Source organism: Rhodococcus sp. AH-ZY2 (assembly GCF_030916465.1).
GTDB classification, from domain to species: domain Bacteria; phylum Actinomycetota; class Actinomycetes; order Mycobacteriales; family Mycobacteriaceae; genus Rhodococcus; species Rhodococcus ruber.
In genome coordinates, this window is sequence record NZ_CP126458.1 from 2,193,412 (window position 1) to 2,210,677 (window position 17,266).

A 17,266-nucleotide genomic window follows, 5' to 3' on the forward strand; every position below is an offset into this window, starting at 1 on the left:
AACGTCGCCGCTCGGTCAGCTCTCGGCCGGCGTCGTCTCCGTCGGGTCCGCCTCGCGGCGGGTCTCGGCCGCCGCGGCGTGTGCCGCGGCGAGCTCGCCCCGGAGCCGGTCCCGCTCGCCGCGCAGGTCGACGATCTCGGCCCGCAGTTCGTCGCCTCGATCGCGGGCCGCGGTCTCGGCGGCCCGCGCGGCGGCCGCCGCGACGCGAGCCTCCTCGAGGGCGCCGCGCAGTTCCTCGACGCGGGCGCGTTCCGCCGTGAGATCGGTGTCGAGCCGGGCCACGGCCGCGGCGGCCGTGGCCGCCTCCTTCTCCGCCGCGGCGCGGGTGTGCGCCAGTTCGTCACGCAGGGTCGCGAGCTCCGATTCGAGCCGGGCGAGCTGCTGTTGCTGGGTGGTGACGGTCGACCGGTACTCGGCGATCTCCGCGGCGTGCGCGGCCGCGGTGGCGTCGATGCGTTCCTGCCAGGTGCGCAGTGTGTCCGCGTGCTCCTCGGCCGCTCGTGTCGACTCGTCGCGATGCGCGGTCTTGAGGTCCCGGATCCGGGTGTCGTGCGCGGCGCGGGCGTCCGCCAGCTCGCGGTCGACGGCCTCGACGGCGGCCTCCGCGTTGTCGCGGTCCTCGGTTGCCTGGGCGAGTTGCTCGCGCAGGCGGGCGATCCTGGCATCCGCGTCCGCCTTCACCTTCGCCAGCTCCGTGGTGGCCCGGGTCATCTGCGCCTCGAGTGCGTCCGGGTCGGTGAGCTTGTCGACGGCCGCGGTGATCTGCGCGGCGACGGCGTTGTACTGCGCGAGCGACGTCGCGTTCAGGGTGCGGAGCGCGGCGACGGCGGACGCCAGGTTGGTGGCTGCTTCGGCCGGGCCCGGGGGAGTGGTCAGCTCGGCCAGGGAGGCCGCCTCCCTCTTCTGCCGTTCGCGTTCTCGGTAGGCCCGGACCCGGTCTGCGGCGGACGCGTACTTGCGCGGCCGTCCCGGCTTCGGGCGCGCGTCGGGCATGCGTTGGTCGGGCATGCGCTGGTCGGGCAGGGAGTCGCCGGTGCTCGCTTCGCTCACGGATTCCTCATCTCGGTCGGTGGTTGCCGCCATATCTATCAGGGGGAGGGAGAGGCCAGGAGGCGTTAGTGGAATCGGCTGCCTACGGAATTCCTTGATTAGCCGAATCACTGCCCAGCTCTTTCTCGACCGAGCTCACCAGCCGAGCACACGAGGAGGGGGCCTTCCGGCGGGCTGAATACGGGCCCCGGCGCGTCCTATGGGCCGCAGTGTACGTGTCTTAAAACGAAATGAATTACGAAACGAAATGAATGAGAAAAAATAATAGCAGTTAGATAACTGGTGCTATGCGGACGAAACTCGAAACGTTACGAAGACCCATCCAGTCGACCTCCGAAAGGGCGCATAGATTCGCATATATGCATGGATCGGGCATGATCGTCATAACCCCCTCTTATAGTGAGTCAGAACGCCGTGGGTGGGCGAAAAGCGGGGAGGGGTTCCGTGCCGGGGCTCAGCGGTGAACCATCGGCCCTTCCGTGCCCACACGGGAGCGGGAGATCTCTACGGATCGGACTGGCGCGGAACAGGTTTCGTGGCCGGACGGGCGCGAAGATGCGCTCGTTCACCCTGCTTGCCGAACAGGCTGAGGAACTCGACCGGTTCGGCACCGGCGGCGCCGAACCAGTGCGGCACGCGAGTGTCGAACTCGGCCGCCTCCCCGGGGGAGAGAACCAGGTCGTGCTCACCGAGGACGAGCCGTAGCCGTCCGTCGAGGACGTAGAGCCACTCGTACCCCTCGTGGGTCTGGGGATCCGGTTCCCCGCGGCTGCTGTCGGCGGGGAGCACCAGCTTGTACGCCTGGATCCCGCCGGCTCGCCGGGTGAGCGGCACCATGGTCATGCCGTGCCGGGTGACGGGACGCAGGTGAATGCGCGGGTCGCCCGTCGGCGGGGCGCCGACCAGTTCGTCGAGCGTCACCCCGTGCGCTCTGGCCAGGGGCAGCAGCAGCTCGAGCGTCGGTCGGCGGGTCCCGGACTCGAGTCGGGACAGGGTGCTCACCGAGATGCCCGTCGCCGCCGAGAGATCGGTCAACGTCGTCTCGCGGGTACGCCGCAGCGCGCGGAGCCGGGGTCCGACCGTCGCGAGCGCCTGGTCGAGATCGTCCATGCGGCAATTTTGCCATATCGGCAAATTATGTTGCCAGACCTTCGGGTCGGCACGCACAGTCGTCGTGGAGGTGGTCGAGATGAGCGACGTGCTCGGATACGGATACGACGTGGTAGTGATCGGCGGGGGAGCCGCCGGGTTGAATGCGGCACTGATGCTCGCCCGCGCGCGACGGTCGGTGGTCGTCGTCGACGCGGGTGCGCCGCGCAATGCACCGGCGACGGGTGTGCACGGGCTGCTGGGCCGCGAGGGGATCCCGCCGGCCGAACTGCTCGAGCGCGGCCGGGGCGAGGTCCGCGGATACGGCGGTGACGTGGTGCGCGCCGGCGTGGATGCTGTCACCCGCAGAGACGGCGGGTTCGAGGTGGCGCTGTCCGACGGCCGGGTGACCCGGGGGCGTCAGGTGCTGGTGGCCACCGGGGCGGTCGACGACCTGCCCGACGTACCCGGCCTGCGGGCACGGTGGGGACGAGACGTGCTGCACTGCCCGTACTGCCACGGCTGGGAGGTCCGCGACCAGGCGATCGGCGTGCTCGCGAGCGGCCCCATGTCCGTGCACCAGGCCCTGCTGTTCCGGCAGTGGAGCGCCGACGTCACCTTCTTCACCCACACGGCGCCGGGGCCCGCCGCAGAGGAGGCGGAGCAACTGGCCGCGCGTGGCGTCCGGGTGATCGACGGTGAAGTCGTGGCAGTGGAGACCGTCGACGACCGACTTGCGGGGGTACGGCTGCGTGGGGACCGGATGATCGCCCGGGAGGCGCTGGTGGTCGCGCCGCGGATGGTGGTGCGCGCCGATTTTCTCGCGCCCCTCGGGGTGCGGCCGGCGCAGCATCCGGCCGGGGTGGGAGAGCACATTCCGGCGGACGTGACCGGCCGCACCGACGTCCCCGGCGTCTGGGTTGCCGGTAACGTCACCGATCCCGTCGCCCAGGTGGGTGCCGCCGCGGCGGCAGGCGCGGCCGTCGCCGCCCGGATCAACGCGGACCTGATCGCCGAGGAGACACGGCAGGCAGTCGAGGCCCGTCACGGTCGAGTCCCGGGCCGGTCGCACACGCCCGCGCGCTGACCGGCGGGAACAGCTGCTGCCCGGGGCGCCGCACGGGTGCGTGCGTCGCACCCCCGAGCCGGGCACGACGCGCCAGCCGGTGTCGTCGACGCGAGGGGCGCGATCGACGCGTATCGTCCGTGCGCGAAGGGTCGGGCAGAGGAGTGGTGTCACCGTGACGAATCAGTTGCCGGGCAATGATTCCCCCGAGTCGCCACTGCCTGCGCCGGCGCTTCCCCCCGGTGTGGAGGAGGCGATGCGCCGGCTCCGCGCCAAGGCCGCATCGGAGAACACCCGCGCCGCCGTGACCAGCGACTGGAACAAGTTCGCCCGATGGTGCGACACCGTCGGTCACGTCCCCCTTCCGGCCGCGCCCGAACTCGTGGGCTGGTACCTGACCGAGAAGTCGGGCGAACTGCGACCCGACGGGCGGTGGGCGTACGCCCCGTCGACCCTCGCGCGATGGGTCGCGACGATCAACAAGATGCACGCCTTGGCGGGACTGCCGAAGCCGGGACACCACGAGGCCGTGCGAGACGTGGTGCGGGGCATCCGGCGGACCCGTGCGGCGCCACCGGCGCGCCGCACACCCCTGCTCACCGACGACATCCGGGCGATCGTCGGAGCGATGCGCACCGCCGCCACCGAGTGGCCGGATCGGGTAGCCGAGCGCCGCGACTCCGCCCTGCTACTGCTGGGGCTCGCCGGTGCGATGCGCCGGTCGGAACTGTCGGCACTGGCCATGTCCGATGTCGTCGCCCATCGGTCCGACGGGTTGTACGTGACGATTCGTCGCTCGAAGGCGGATCGGGACGCGCGCGGGCGCACCGTCACGCTCCCGTACGGCCGGGATCCGCAGACCTGCCCGGTGTGCGCCTACCGGCGCTGGCGCGAGGTGCTCGACGCATGGGACGCGGACGGTGGGGCGGCGGTGCGGGAGTTGGTGAGCGACGAGTGTGCCGCCGGCGACGAGCACTGCTGCCGCGGTGTCGCGCCGGGGACGGGGAGTGTGGAACGGCCGCTGTTCCGCACGATCCACCGCACCGGTGCCGTCGGCAGCGGCGCCCTGAGCGGGCAGTCGGTGCACTCGATGATCCAGCGCCGGGCGCGGCAGGCGGGGTTCGCGCCCGAGGTGGTTGCCACCTTGGGCGGGCACAGCCTGCGCGCGGGGTTCGTCACCCAGGCCGTCCGCAACGGAGCCACGACCCAGACGATCATGACGCAGACGGGGCACGCCGACGAGCGGATGGTGGCGCTCTACAGCCGCCAGCACGCCGGACTCGCCGGCAATGCCGTCACCGCGCTCGGCCTCTGACCACGGTCAGGTGCGCCCCACGGGCCGGCGCCACGCGCTCGGGTCGGCGGTGAGCGCCGCGAGCAGGTGTTCGGCGGCGTTCGGATTGCGGAACGGTCCGGCCAGCAGGTCCGCATAGACCTGGGACGGTGCCGCGAAGCGTAGTCCGTCGCGTCGCTCCATCCGCTCGAACACCACCGGCGACCACGGCGTGGCCACCACGACGTCGGCGCCGCGGTCGACCGGGCGCAGACCCAGGGCCTGGGCGAACGTGTCCGGGTCGTCGGCGTACACCTCGAGGACCTCGGCGCCTGCGTAGTCGGTGGCCCCGAGACCGGTGATCGCATAGCTCAGGTCGAGCGGTTCGGACAGATCCGCCCGTACCGTGCCGATGCCGTCGGGCGCGGCGAATCCCCTTGTGACGCAAGGCTTACGGTCCGCAGCCCACGCGCGCAGCATCTTCTCCCAGTGCACCATCGTGATCGGGCCGCGCGGAATGCGGCGGATCAGTTCCCGTTCCCCGAGGACCTCGACGACGCGGTAGGTGGCGCCGGTGGAGGCACCGGAGAGCCGGATCAGTTCCGGTACGGACATCTCCCCGGTGAAGTCGGCGAGCGCCCGGACCACGCGTTCGGACGGTTCGCCGGTGAGCACGCCCGACGGCCGGCCGGGCCCGCGCCACGGGTCGGCGTCGGCGCCGCGGTTGCGCACCCACATCGCCGGACGGGACGCGACGAGCGTGAGATTCCCGGTCGCGTCGGAGTACGAGATGCCGTGCTGATCGAGCTGGCGGCGGACCGGATCGGAGAGATAGTGAGCGCACACGAATCCGCGGTCGGACTCGGACAGTTCCGCGGCGATGCGCGCGACGTCTCCGCTGAGGACGCCGCGGGACGCGATGACCGCGTACGACACCGATTCGCCGTCGGGCGCGGTCACGAGGATCCGGTCGGGGGCCGCGGGGGAGCGGGGGCGGTCGGAGGTGACCGTCCAGCCCAGGGGCAGGCACGCCTCGACCACGGCGATGGCGCGGCGGTAGATGTCGATGGGCCGCTCCGGGCGGGGGCCCGTCGCGCTGTCGGCTGGTTCTGCGAGCGGTGCGGACGCGGTCATGTCCCCACCATAGGTAATCGGTACGACACGGAAGCCCAACAATTTGCGAACACTCGTTCTCGGCCCGTAGTGCAGGGGGAGCGGAGCGGCAGGCGACGAGGCGCAGAGTCTCGGAACAGCAGAATCCGGAGGCCGATGTTCCGTCCGGTCGGTCCCGAGCCGGCGAAGCCATGTGAGGACGTCGAGGGTGGTGCGAAGTGGAGGCCGACTCGGCGGTCGCCCGGAACGACGGGAATTATTCCGAACAATACGGAACATACAAAATTACCGAAACCTTCCTCGCTCCCAGGGGTAGCCGTAGCATTTGCCGAAAATCGGGCGGATATGGCGTAGTGCCCGGTCGGTGATCCGCTCGGCCTGTTGGGTCGAAACGATCGTCTGTCTCGCCACCGGCTCCTGGCGGGCGCGGCGTATCCGCCCAGCTCGCCGACGATCCGATTCGGGCCAGAACTCGTGTGGGACGTAAGGGCCCGCAACCCAAGGTTGTCAGGAAGTGCAAAGTAGCGGGATCCTGACGACAGGCTGGTGAATTCTCAGGCTCGTGGTGCAGCACTGCTGACGATGCGGTGGATGGTGGAGCGGCCGACGCTGTATTCCTCGGCCAGGTCCGCCAGGCTCGCGTCGTCGGCGGGGTCGTGGTAGCGGCGGTGGATTGTTTTCCGTGCCGTGAGAGGAAGTTTCGGCTGCTTGCCCTTGAGCCTGCCTTTCGCGCGGGCCTTGGCCATGCCCTCGCGGGTGCGTAGGTGGTTGAGGTTGGCCTCGAATTCGGCGACCATGGCCAAGGTTTGCAGGAAGAGCTTGCCGAACGGGTCGTTCCAGTCGTAGATCGAGCTCCCGAGTCCGAACAGCACCTCGCGCTCGCGCAGTTCGGTCAGGGTCTGGCCTGCTTCGGCCATGTTGCGTGCGAATCGGTCGAACTTCGGCGTGGTCAGCACTACCTGTCGCCCGTCGATGGCCGCCGCGGCGGAGGTGACGGCGGCGAGTGCGTTGTCGAGCCCGGCCCGGTTCTTGCGGGTGGTCCCGGAGAACCCTTTGTCGATGAAGATCCGCTCACGCGGCACTCCGAGCGCCAATAGCTGCTCGGTTTGGATCTCGACGTCTTGTTCGTCGGTGGAGCAGCGGCAGTATCCGACGCGGAACGGCTCACCCATGCCGAAAGTGTTCCAGATAGCGGGGGTTGACCGGCACAGTCAGCGGAACACCTCTACGGAACACCGGTGAGCTGGGCCGACGTTGGCTCTGCGTGGTGTTCCGGTGGCCGATCCGGTTACGGAACAGGTCAGGGGGTGTTATCGGTGTGTGGGGGTGTGTTGTGGGTGAGGAAGTGGTTGACGTCGACGGTGAGGAACAGGGCGGTGGCGGTGGTGATCACGTGGGCGTGGTCGTTTTCGATGGTGGCTTGCAGGTGGAGTTTGCGGCCGTCGCGGGCGTGGATGTGGGCGCGGAGGGTGTAAGGGGTGTCGAGCAGGATCGGGGCGAGGTAGTCGATGGCAAGGTGGCGGGTGACCGCGGGTTCCCCGACGGTGTAGAGCAAGAGTCCGAACAGTTCGTCGAGGACGGTGGCGACCGCGCCGCCGTGGGCGATCGCGGGGGCGCCGACGTGGCGAGAGTCGAAGCGGTGGTGGGCGTGGACGCCGTGTGCGTCGCGGCGGGCGCGTAGCTGGTGGCCGTGGGGGTTGGCCGGTCCGCAGCCGAGGCAGTGGTCGTGGTGGGGTGGCAGGTCGGCGGAGTCGGGTGCGAGCACAGGGAAGGCGGGAATCCAGTCCGGGACCTGTCGGGGCTCGGGTGTATGGGTGCTGGGTGTGTTCTCGGTCATGGGCGCTTTCTGTGGGGTGTGTCTACCGTGCGGTGGTGAAGAGGATGTCGCAGTGGGCTTTGCGGGCGAGCTCGATCGGTGGGGTAGTCAGCAGCCGGGCCAGCAGCGGTGGCCGGTGGGGATCGGCGGTGACAATGAGGTCGGCGCCGGTGGCGGCGGCCAGGTGCAGCAGCGCGTGCGGGGCGGGTTCGGACAGGATGTGGGTTTCGATGTCGGTGGCGCCGTGGGCGAGGGCGTGCTGGTGGGCGGTCCGCAGGATGGCCTCGGTGGGAGTGGTGCCGCGTAGCTGGTAGGCGTCGGGTCCGAGCCGGTCGAGGTCCGCCCCGAGCTCACGTGCGTCGATGTGGTGGCGGGCGCAGATGATCAGGAGCCGGGCGTGGGTGGCGTGGGCGAGTTCGGCGGCGTGGTCGACCACACGGTAGGAGCGGTCGGATCCGTCGGTGTCGACGATGATCGTGCGATAGGCCGTCATGACGGGCGTCTTTCACGAGAAGGGAGCGTGTTTTGCGGGGGAAATGGTCGAGATGTATCGGCGGCGTGGTGCGCGGCCGGGGGCCAGTACTGCCAGCACGATCGCCCCGACGGTGGTGAGGGCGGCCAGGGCGAGCGCGGCCTGGCCGCTGCCGTGCACGAACGCGGCCTTGGCGAACTCGGCCAGCGGTGCGGCCACCGGTCCGGCCTGGTCGGCGACCTGCAGCGCCGCGGCCAGGGAATCGGCGACCGGGCCGCGGGCGGGCTCGGGCAACTGGGGCAGGGCGGGCTGGATGCGGTGGGTGTAGCCGGCGGCCAGCACGCTGCCGGCCACGGCGATCCCGATCGCGGCGCCGATCTCGCGGGCGGCGTCGTTGACCGCGGCGGCGACCCCGTGTTTGGCCTCGGGGGTGTCGGCGACGATGGCATAGGTCGCCGGCGCGGTGCACAATCCCAGGCCCGCGCTCATGATCAGCAGCGGCCACAGCAGGTCGAGGTAGTGCGCGGCGAGTGTCAGCCGGCTCACCAGCACCAGCCCGGCGGCGATGGTGAGCAGGCCGGCCACGGTCATCACCCGTAACCCGACCAGGCTCGACAGCCACGGCGCGATCACCGAGATCACGACCAGCGGCACCACCATCGGCGCCAACGCCAGCGCCGAGGCCAGCGGCCCGTAACCGAAGACCAGCTGCAGGTACTGCACAAGCAGCAGGAATACCCCGAAGGTGACCAGGAACTGGATGGTCACCGACAGCGACCCGGCACCGAAACCACGGCGGGCGAACAACCGCACATCCAGCAGCGGCGCCGCCGAGCGCAGCTCGACGACCACGAAGGCCGCCGTCGCGGCCACGCCGACCCCGGCGGCGGCGGCGACGAGCGGGTCGGCCCAGCCGCGCGCGGGGAACTCGATCACGGCGAACACGATCGCCGCGACAGCGACCGCCACCGCCACCGCGCCCACCCAGTCCACCTGCGGATGCTCGCGCTGGCGGGACTCGGCGATGGTGCACGCCAACCCCGCCAGCACCGCCCCGGCCACGGTCAACCCTACGAACACCGATAGCCACGACCATCGTTCGAGCAGCACCCCGGCACCGAGAATCCCCAGTATCGCCCCGGATCCGGCGACCCCGGCCCATATCCCCACCGCCCGGCCGCGATGAGCGGGGGCGAACCCTGCAGTGAGGATCGACAGCGTCGAGGGCATCACCAGCGCGGCGCCTGCCCCGGCCAGCGCGCGCGTCGCGATCAACCAGGCCGGGTCGGACAGCAGCAGCGGCAGCGCCGAGGCGGCGGCGAACACCACCAACCCCACCACCAGCACCACGCGGCGCCCGTAACGGTCACCGACGGCGCCGGCGGGCAGCACCAGACACGCCAGCACCAGCGTGTAGCCGTCGACGATCCAGGTCAGCTGGGCTTGGGTGGCCCCGGTCGCAAGCGCGATCTGCGGCAACGCCGAATACAACGCCGCCATCGCCGCGACCACCAGCGCCACCGCCAGGCACGACACCGCCAGCATCCACCACTGGGCCCTGGTCCAGCGGGCGATCTCGACAGTGTCCGTTCCGGGTGTGGCCACCGGCACCTCCCCGACTTTGAAGACCAACGGTATCTGTACGAGACCATTCGTATCATAGTGGTTGGGGGGTGGGATAGAGTTCACCCATATCAAGAGTTCAACGACACGAATTCGGAGGAAGGCGCGTCCATGACCGACCCAGGCCCGGCGGCGACCGACCCGCTCGCCGCGGACGACGAGCAGGCCGATCCGCGACTGGCGCGCTCACGCAACCGGTTGCTCGACGCGGCCACCCATCTGCTGTCCACCGGCGGTGTCGAGGCGGTCACCGTCGAGGCGGTCACCCGCGTGTCGAAGGTCGCCCGCGCCACCCTCTACCGGCACTTCGGCAGCACCACCCAGCTGCTCGCGGCGACTTTCGAACGACTACTTCCCCAGGTCGACACACCGACCGGCACCGGGCCCGTGCGTGAGCGGCTCCTGGCGCTGCTCGCCAGCCAGGCCGACCTCATCGAACAGGCTCCGGTGCAGATGACCACCCTGGCCTGGCTGGCGATGGGTTCCATCGGCGAGGACCACCCCGACCCGGCCGCGGTCACCTCGCTGCGCGCGCGCGTCATCGAGCAGTACCGCCACCCGTTCGACCAGATCCTCACCAGTCCCGAGGCCCGCGCGATGCTCGGCGAGCTCGACACCACCTTCGCCATCATCGAACTCCTCGGCCCGATCGTGTTCGCCCGTCTCACCGGATTACGCAGCATCGACCACGACGACTGCACCCGGCTCGTCGACAACTTCCTCACCGCCCACCGAACACCCACGCCAGCAGACACCGCTATCGACATCGCCACGCCGTAACCACGGGCCCCGGTTCCGCGCGGTCAGAACAAGGTGTCGCGCACCCGCAGCGGCCGGTACCCGGTCGGGCCCAGCTGGGCCAGCTCGGCGTCGATGTCGACCTCGATCGCGCCGAAGAAGTTGATGTTGGCACTGTGGGCCGGGCTGATGTGGGCCAGGACCTCGTCATCGATACGCTGCCCGGTCCGGCGCATCTGCTCGACAGCGAACCCGTAATACTCTGTGGTCCAGGCGATCACAGCGTTGGTCGTCAAGGTCAGGCACCAGGCCTGCTCGGTCTGGTCCTCGAGGTGGCGCGCCCGGATCATCCCCTCATGGGCATAGAGCAGGTCGCGGCGCAGCGCGTGCAGCGACTCGCCCTTGTTGAGCTGCCGCGAGATCTTGCGCCGGTAGTCCGGATCGGAGAGGTATCTCGCGGCGTAAATGGTGCGCCGCAGCGCCCCGTACTCCTTGAGCGCCGCGGCCAGGGTGTTCTGCCGCCCCGACGCCGACAGCTTGCCGACCAACAGCGACGCGGTGGCGTGCCCGAACTTCAGCGATCCGGCCAACCGCAGCAGATCGTCCCAGTGCTCGGCGATCAAACCCAGGTTGGCCTTGCGGGTCATCAGCGGGCCCGCGTGCGGGAACCGGGCCTCGGCCTCGGCGCGCGGGCCCGGCCGGTACAGGGTGATCCGCCCCAGATCCCGGATCCGTGGCGAGAGCTGCATCCCGAGCAGGTCGAACAACCCGAAGTTGACCAGGGTGACCCCGTGGGTGTCGGTGGCGTGCTCGGTGATCGGCAGATCGGTGGCGTTGCCCAGGATCTCATCGAGCACGTAGTGGGCTTCGCGTTTGGTCGCCACGATGACCTTGGTGCCGTAGGTGGCGTGGGTGTCGCTGACATGGGTGTAGGTCGACAGGCCCTCGCTGGCGAAATAGCGGCTCAACGGCCGCGCCGTGGTCGACTTACCGCGCGTCGGGAAACGCTGCCCGTCGCTCGACGACAGTGTTCCGGCGCCGAACACCGCGGTCAGCGGCAGCCGCTGGTGGTAGCCGACCAGTACCAGGTTGGCCGCGCGCAGGGTCTCCTCGCGCACATACCACTCGTCGGTCCAGGCCAGGATGTCGTAGGTGATTCCGCACGCCTCGGCCATCCGGGTCAACCCCAGGTTCGTCGAGTGCGCCAGCAGTACCGCGATCAGGTTGCGTTTGAGCTCCGGCGTCCGGGTGGCCTGACCGCCGGCGTGGGTGAAGCAGTCCAGGTAGCCGGTGCGTTTGTCCAGCTCGATCAGCAGCGACACGATCGGCGCGAACGGCAGCATTTCGGTCAGCTCGGCCTTGAGCGTGATCGCCTCGGCGGGAACATCTTCCGCGCTCAGCGGCGAGATCACCAGATCCCCGCCCTCGTCCAGCCGGACCGGGCCGTCCCCGCCGGCCAGCACCTCCTCCAGCTCACCGAGAGCGTCGTGCAGTTCGGCGACCACGGTGGCCAGCGCGACGCCAGGATCGGCGGATCGCCCGACCAGGCCGCAGAACTCAACGCGTTGCGGTTCCCACTGCCCGGTGGTGAGCAGGTAGGCGGCCGGGTCGGCGTAACGGCGCGAGCCCGGCACGAACACATCCCCGCTGCGCAACCCGTCACGCAATCCGAGCAGCACACACAACTCCCAGTAGTGCCGATACGCGGTCGCGCTGCCGGATTTGCGGGCCTCGTCGAGGTAGCCGCGCCACTTCATCGGCACGAACCCGGTCGGGGCGTCATCGAAGACCTTGCGCCGCCCGGTCGCGTTCAACTCGCGCAGCATGTTCACCGCGATCAGCAACTCGGTCGCGGCGGTACCGCCGCAGAAGCGCACCGCTTCGAGCACCGCGGGGGTGAACTGACGCAGGTAGTTGTAGGAGGAATCCAACGCCGCCAGATGCCCGTGATCACGCGGCAACCTGGGCTTGGCCTGGGCGATCGCCGCGCGCAGGCGCTCCCACCCGATCTTCTCGCCGCGGATCAGCGCACCGATCTCCTCATCCGGAACGCCGGGGTCGGTGACGATTTCCAACAGATCGTCCAGCAGCGCCTGACGGTCCTCTCCAGTCTTCCCTCGTTCGGCCAGCCGCTGCTGCATCTTCCGTTCGGCAGCACCGAATTTCACCGAGATCGCCTGATCGAACAACGCCACGACCTCATCGAGGACATCGGTGCCGGACTGGGCCAGCACCGTGAGCAGGATCGGATACCGGCGTTGCGGATCCCGACGTTGCAGCGCTTGCGGACTCAGGCGCCGGCCCATCGTGGCCAAAAACCGGCGCCGCTCGGCGGGCAGCACCGACATATCCAGCCGATCAGCGCCCAACCCGCGCAGGAAACCCAGCTTGTCGACCTCGGCGCGGACCGCGGCCGCCGAGGCCTCCACCGGCCCGGTCGACAGCCACCGCAACCGCGAGATCCCCAGCGAAGCGTCGGTGACAAGCAAGCCGTCCAACTCCGCGCACCGCGCCGCAGTGAACTCGTGAGCGAGCCGGTCATAGGTTTCGGTCTGGGCCTGGTGGCGGGCGTGGGCGACCCGCTCGACCACGGTGACCGGGCCTGGCCGGATCACCTTCGCCGAGATCAGATACTCACACGCCAGCCGGAACAGCAGAGTCGGGGAATCGTGCTCCATCGCCCGCGCGAGCAGGAACTCATCGAGCTCCTTGAACTCGAGCGCACCGACCGCACGCCATCCCAGGTACCGCGCGGCCAGGCGCACATGCTCGGTGCGGGTCTTGGCTCGCCTGCCGTAGGCACCGATCACCACCGGATCCAACCGCAACTGCTCGGCGACACGAGCCACCGCCACCGGCGGAGCCGTGACCAGCCGATCCGGCACGAATCCCAGCCACGGCAGCGTACACAACGCGATCGCCAAGCCCAGCCGCTCGGCTGGGCCCCGGCCCCGGCCCGGATCCACGAACGCCAGATCCGCAGGCGTCAGCGTGAAGTACCGGAACAGCTCCTCGCGGCTGATCTCCGGGAATCCCCGCAGTCGTTCCAACTCCTCGTCCGCGAACATCCGCGTCGCCACGACCCCAGCCTTTACCAACACCGACCAACATCATCATCGGCAGTCAAGCACCAACCAGTCGACAGCGCATGCCGAACTCGAAACCCCGTGCCCACCAGTCGGATACGCCAAATCCGCCCGATTTCCGGCGGATGCTACGGCTACCCCTCCCACGACAACTCGCCAACAAACAAAGCAAAGACCCCCGGGCGGCACCTGCGGACTACAGTCCGGGAGTGCCTGCGCCGCGTCCGAATCGCCCGTCTCGCCGGTCTGTGCTGATGTCGCTGGTGGCGGCGGCGATCGCTGTGTATGCCGGCGTACTCCTCCTGTTCGGGGTGAGTTCGCACGAACGGCGGGAGTGGCGGCCCGTGGAGGTGGCTGCCGACTCGGTGCTCGTGGTGGTGACGATGAAGTCGCTGCAGCCGACGGTCGACCGGGTGCATGCGGAGGTCACCATCTATCCCGGGGAGTCGTTCCTCGATGCGAACGGGGCCACGCTCGCCGTGCCGCTGAGTGTGCTGCTCGTGCCGGCTGTCGCGCAGTCGGAGTTGTTCTTCCCGGCTCACACCGTGCCTGTCGCCTACCCGGTGGAACTGCTGGCGCGGGGGCAGGCGATCCGCTGGCCGTTCGACGTCTTCGACGTCACGCCGGTCGTCGTGGAGGTCGACGTGGGGGAGGGAGCGGAGCGGGAGCCGGTGCCGTCGGCGGTGCTGATCGACGGCCGCATCGACGGGTGGTCGATCGACCGTAGAGCGGTCGTGGCGGCCCCGGAGCTCGGTTTCCCCGAGGGGGTGGACGGCACCGAGGTGGTGTTCGTGCGCACCGGGGGCACTCTGGTGTATGCGGCGATCCTGCTGCTGATGATGGTCGTCCTCGCGGTGCTCGCCGCGTTCGTCGCGGTGCAGACGTTCCGGCGGCGCCGGGCAGTCGAAACCGACATGCTCGCCTGGATGGCGGCCATGCTGTTCGCCGTGGTTCCGCTGCGAGGCATCCTGCCGGGTTCGCCGCCGATCGGGTCGTGGGTCGACGTGGCGGTGACCATCTGGGTGGTCACCGCCCTCGTCGCCGCGCTGACGCTGTACGTGTACTGCTGGTGGCGTGACAGCCACCCGTCGCTCACCCGACGGTGACGACGATCCGGCCGTCGTGCACCCGCGCGGGGTAGATGTGGACGGGGTCGATGCCGGGTGCGGTGCACCGTCCGGTGTCGAACCTGAACGCGTACTGGTGCAGGGGGCACACGACGAGGTCGGGGTCGATCTGGCCGTCGGCGAGCGGTCCGCCCCGGTGTGGGCACACCGCGTCCAGCGCCCGGACGGTGCCGTCGCCGAGCAGGAACACGGCGATCTGCCGTCCGCCCGCCGTGTAGGTGCGGCCTTCGCCCGGGGTCAGGTCGCTCAGCGCGCCCACCTCGTACTCCCGCGCGGTGGTCCGGCTTTCGGTGGTGGTCATCGGACCGGCACCTGCGGCAGCGGGAGCAGCGGCAGCGCGGGACGGAACTGTGCCGGCGACTTCGGGGCTGTCCGTTCGAGCCAGGGGTCCCGGTATGCCGCGACGGCGGCGCCGATGCGGTCGTCGAGTCCGGTCACGATGTCCTCCTCGTCTCGGACCAGCAGCGCCTGGAGCCGGTCGATGCCGACGCGGGGCACGAAGTCGTAGGTTCGCTCGAGCCATGCGGCGTTCTCGCGGTAGTACTGGATGAACCGGCCGGCCAGGGCCAGGACGTCGTCGCCGGACACGGGGCCGGCGAGCAGGTCACCCTTGCGGATGTGGGCGCCGGCGGCGCCGCCGACGTAGATCTCCCAGCGTCCGTCGCCGACCGCGACGACGCCGAAGTCCTTGCACAGCGCTTCCGAGCAGTTGCGGGGGCATCCGGCCACGGCGAGTTTCAGCTTGGCGGGTGTCTCGAGTCCCTGGAAGCGTTCCTCGAGGGCGATGCCGAGCGCGGTCGAGTCGCCGAGGCCGAAGCGGCAGAAATCGCTGCCGACACAGGTCTTGACGGTGCGGAAGCTCTTTCCGTAGGCGTATCCGGAGGGCATGTCCAGGTCGGCCCACACCTTCGGCAGGTCCTCCTTGCGGATGCCGAGCAGGTCGATGCGCTGGCCGCCGGTGACCTTGACCATGGGCACGTCGTACTTGTCGGCGACGTCGGCGATGCGCCGCAGCTGGTCCGGGGTGGTGACCCCGCCCTTCATCTGCGGCACCACGGAGAAGGTGCCGTCGCGCTGGATGTTGGCGTGGACGCGGTCGTTGATGAACAGCGCACCCCGTTCGTCGACCCAGTCCGGGCCCCACACGGTGCGCAGCAGCGACGCGAGCGGCATCTTGGCGGTGGCCTCCTCGCGGCCGCCGGGGGCGAGTTCGGCGAAGACCTGGGAGACCGCACGCAGGTCGCGGCGACGGATCTCGGCGATCAGGTCCGGCTTGGCGAGCGGGATGCACGGCACGTACCAGTTCGCGGCGGGGTCCGCGGCGAGGGCGCCGCCGGCGGCGCAGGCGACGATGTCGGCGACCAGGCTCTTGCACGAGCCGCAGCCCTTCCCGGCGCGGGTGCGGGCGCACACCTGCGCGAGGGTGCCGGCGCCGTCGTGGACGCAGGAGACGATGTCACCCTTGCTGACGCCGTTGCAGTTGCACACCTGGGTTTCGTCCGGCAGGTCGGCGGCGACGTCGGCGCCCTGCGGGTCGCCGAGGTCGAACAGCAGCGCCGCGCGGTCCGCGGGGATCTCGATCCTGCCGTCGAAGGCCTGGGTCAGGGTGGTGGCTCTGCTCACGTCGCCGAGCAGCATGGCGCCGACGAGCCGGTCGTCGCGCACGACGATGCTCTTGTAGATGCCGCTGCGCGGATCGTAGAACTGGACGAACTCGTCGTCTTCGTGTTCGGGTCCCTTGATGCCCATCGCGACGACGTCGATGCCGGCGACCTTGAGGGCGGTGCCGGTGCGCGAGCCCTCGTACGCGGCGTGGGGATTCGTGCCGGTGAGGTGCTCGGCGAGGACGACGGCCTGTTCCCAGACGGGTGCGACGAGGCCGTACACCTCGCCGCGGTGCTGGGCGCATTCGCCGACGGCGTAGATGCTCGATTCTTCCTCGCAGCGCATCTGGTCGTCGACGACGATGCCGCGTTCGACGACGAGGCCGCCGGCGCGGGCGAATTCGGTGTTGGGACGGATGCCGGCGGTGACCACGACCATGTCGGTGTCGACGACGGTGCCGTCGGCGAAGTGCACGGCGGTCACGGCGCCGCGGTCGTCGCGCAGGACGGCGGTGGTGCGGGTGCCGGTGTGCACGGTGATGCCGAGTCGTTCGATTTCGGTGCGCAGTACCCGGCCGCCGCGTTCGTCGAGCTGCTGGTTCATCAGGTGGGTGGGCGAGTGCACCACGGTGACGGTCAGGCCCTGGGTGCGCAGCCCGTAGGCGGCTTCGAGGCCGAGCAGGCCGCCGCCGACGACCACGGCGCGGACGTCGTCGTGGGCGTCGGCCATCTGCAGCATGCCGTTGGTGTCGGCGAGGGTGCGGAAGCCGAAGACCCCGCGGCCGAGCCGTCCGTCCGGTTCACGCAGCCCGTCCATGTTGGGGAAGAAGGTGTTCGATCCGGTCGCGACGACGAGCAGGTCGTAGGGGACCTGCCGGCCGGACTCGCACGTGACGGTCTTGCCGAAGCGGTCGAGACGGGTGGCGCGGTCACCGGCATACAAGGTCACGCCGTTCGCGCGGTACCAGCTCATCGGGTTGAGGACGAGGTCGTCGTCGACGTCGGCCTCCCCGGCCAGCACGTGGGAGAGCATGATCCGGTTGTAGTTGCCGTACGGCTCGTCGCCGATCATGGTGATGTCGAACTGGTCCCGGCCGCCGCGCGCGAGGATCTCCTCGACGGTGCGGGCGCCGGCCATGCCGTTGCCGACGACGAGCAGGCGCCGGCGCGGGCCGTGGTGGTGCGACGCGGTTGGAGTCATGCGTCCAG

General features: G+C 69.9%; 14 protein-coding genes. 4 read left to right on the forward strand and 10 right to left on the reverse strand.

Annotation, left to right across the window (positions count from 1 at the left end; translation table 11 throughout):
* Nucleotides 1-15: 15 nt before the first annotated feature.
* On the reverse strand, nucleotides 16-1,050 hold the full coding sequence (locus QNA09_RS11240) for a hypothetical protein (protein ID WP_308072438.1): 1,035 nt from the start codon (nucleotides 1,048-1,050) through the stop codon (nucleotides 16-18).
* 504 nt (nucleotides 1,051-1,554) lie between these two features.
* Nucleotides 1,555-2,160, reverse strand: coding sequence for a helix-turn-helix domain-containing protein (locus QNA09_RS11245; RefSeq protein ID WP_048774377.1), 606 nt, complete (start codon nucleotides 2,158-2,160; stop codon nucleotides 1,555-1,557).
* A 79-nt stretch (nucleotides 2,161-2,239) separates the two neighbouring features.
* Here QNA09_RS11245 and QNA09_RS11250 point away from each other — a divergent pair, with 79 nt between their 5' ends.
* Both QNA09_RS11250 and QNA09_RS11255 read left to right on the forward strand, forming a co-directional pair.
* Nucleotides 2,240-3,226, forward strand: a complete 987-nt coding sequence (locus QNA09_RS11250; protein ID WP_244213158.1) for an NAD(P)/FAD-dependent oxidoreductase — start codon at nucleotides 2,240-2,242, stop codon at nucleotides 3,224-3,226.
* A 235-nt stretch (nucleotides 3,227-3,461) separates the two neighbouring features.
* A complete protein-coding gene (locus QNA09_RS11255) occupies nucleotides 3,462-4,520 on the forward strand; it encodes a tyrosine-type recombinase/integrase (RefSeq protein WP_010596474.1) in 1,059 nt (352 codons plus the stop codon).
* A gap of 6 nt (nucleotides 4,521-4,526) precedes the next feature.
* Here the strand turns inward: QNA09_RS11255 and QNA09_RS11260 are convergent, their stop codons facing one another.
* From QNA09_RS11260 to QNA09_RS11280, 5 genes are all read right to left on the reverse strand, one after another.
* Nucleotides 4,527-5,612: a hypothetical protein gene (locus tag QNA09_RS11260; protein ID WP_010596473.1), complete on the reverse strand. Its 1,086-nt coding sequence runs from the start codon at nucleotides 5,610-5,612 to the stop codon at nucleotides 4,527-4,529.
* 533 nt (nucleotides 5,613-6,145) lie between these two features.
* Entirely contained in the window at nucleotides 6,146-6,763 is a 618-nt protein-coding gene (locus tag QNA09_RS11265; protein ID WP_006553200.1) for a recombinase family protein, read from the reverse strand.
* Between the two features lie 128 nt (nucleotides 6,764-6,891).
* Entirely contained in the window at nucleotides 6,892-7,428 is a 537-nt protein-coding gene (locus QNA09_RS11270) for a PaaI family thioesterase (protein WP_006553199.1), read from the reverse strand.
* A gap of 22 nt (nucleotides 7,429-7,450) precedes the next feature.
* Entirely contained in the window at nucleotides 7,451-7,900 is a 450-nt protein-coding gene (locus tag QNA09_RS11275) for a universal stress protein (RefSeq protein WP_006553198.1), read from the reverse strand.
* 12 nt (nucleotides 7,901-7,912) lie between these two features.
* Nucleotides 7,913-9,484, reverse strand: a complete 1,572-nt coding sequence (locus QNA09_RS11280; RefSeq protein ID WP_039583601.1) for an MFS transporter — start codon at nucleotides 9,482-9,484, stop codon at nucleotides 7,913-7,915.
* 129 nt (nucleotides 9,485-9,613) lie between these two features.
* Here QNA09_RS11280 and QNA09_RS11285 point away from each other — a divergent pair, with 129 nt between their 5' ends.
* Nucleotides 9,614-10,282, forward strand: coding sequence for a TetR/AcrR family transcriptional regulator (locus tag QNA09_RS11285; protein WP_006554624.1), 669 nt, complete (start codon nucleotides 9,614-9,616; stop codon nucleotides 10,280-10,282).
* Between the two features lie 23 nt (nucleotides 10,283-10,305).
* On the opposite strand, the gene QNA09_RS11290 is transcribed toward QNA09_RS11285, so the two are convergent.
* On the reverse strand, nucleotides 10,306-13,320 hold the full coding sequence (locus QNA09_RS11290) for a Tn3 family transposase (protein WP_039583599.1): 3,015 nt from the start codon (nucleotides 13,318-13,320) through the stop codon (nucleotides 10,306-10,308).
* A gap of 260 nt (nucleotides 13,321-13,580) precedes the next feature.
* Between QNA09_RS11290 and QNA09_RS11295 the strand changes: the two genes are divergently transcribed.
* A complete protein-coding gene (locus tag QNA09_RS11295) occupies nucleotides 13,581-14,432 on the forward strand; it encodes a DUF4436 family protein (protein ID WP_172603596.1) in 852 nt (283 codons plus the stop codon).
* Here the strand turns inward: QNA09_RS11295 and QNA09_RS11300 are convergent.
* Nucleotides 14,419-14,754, reverse strand: a complete 336-nt coding sequence (locus tag QNA09_RS11300) for a Rieske (2Fe-2S) protein (protein WP_010596471.1) — start codon at nucleotides 14,752-14,754, stop codon at nucleotides 14,419-14,421. The two genes, QNA09_RS11295 and QNA09_RS11300, sit on opposite strands and share 14 nt — an antisense overlap.
* Complete coding sequence (nirB, locus tag QNA09_RS11305) at nucleotides 14,751-17,258, reverse strand: nitrite reductase large subunit NirB (RefSeq protein WP_017681800.1); 2,508 nt, start codon at nucleotides 17,256-17,258, stop codon at nucleotides 14,751-14,753. The genes QNA09_RS11300 and nirB overlap by 4 nt, the downstream gene beginning before the upstream one ends.
* Between the last annotated feature and the right edge of the window lie 8 nt (nucleotides 17,259-17,266).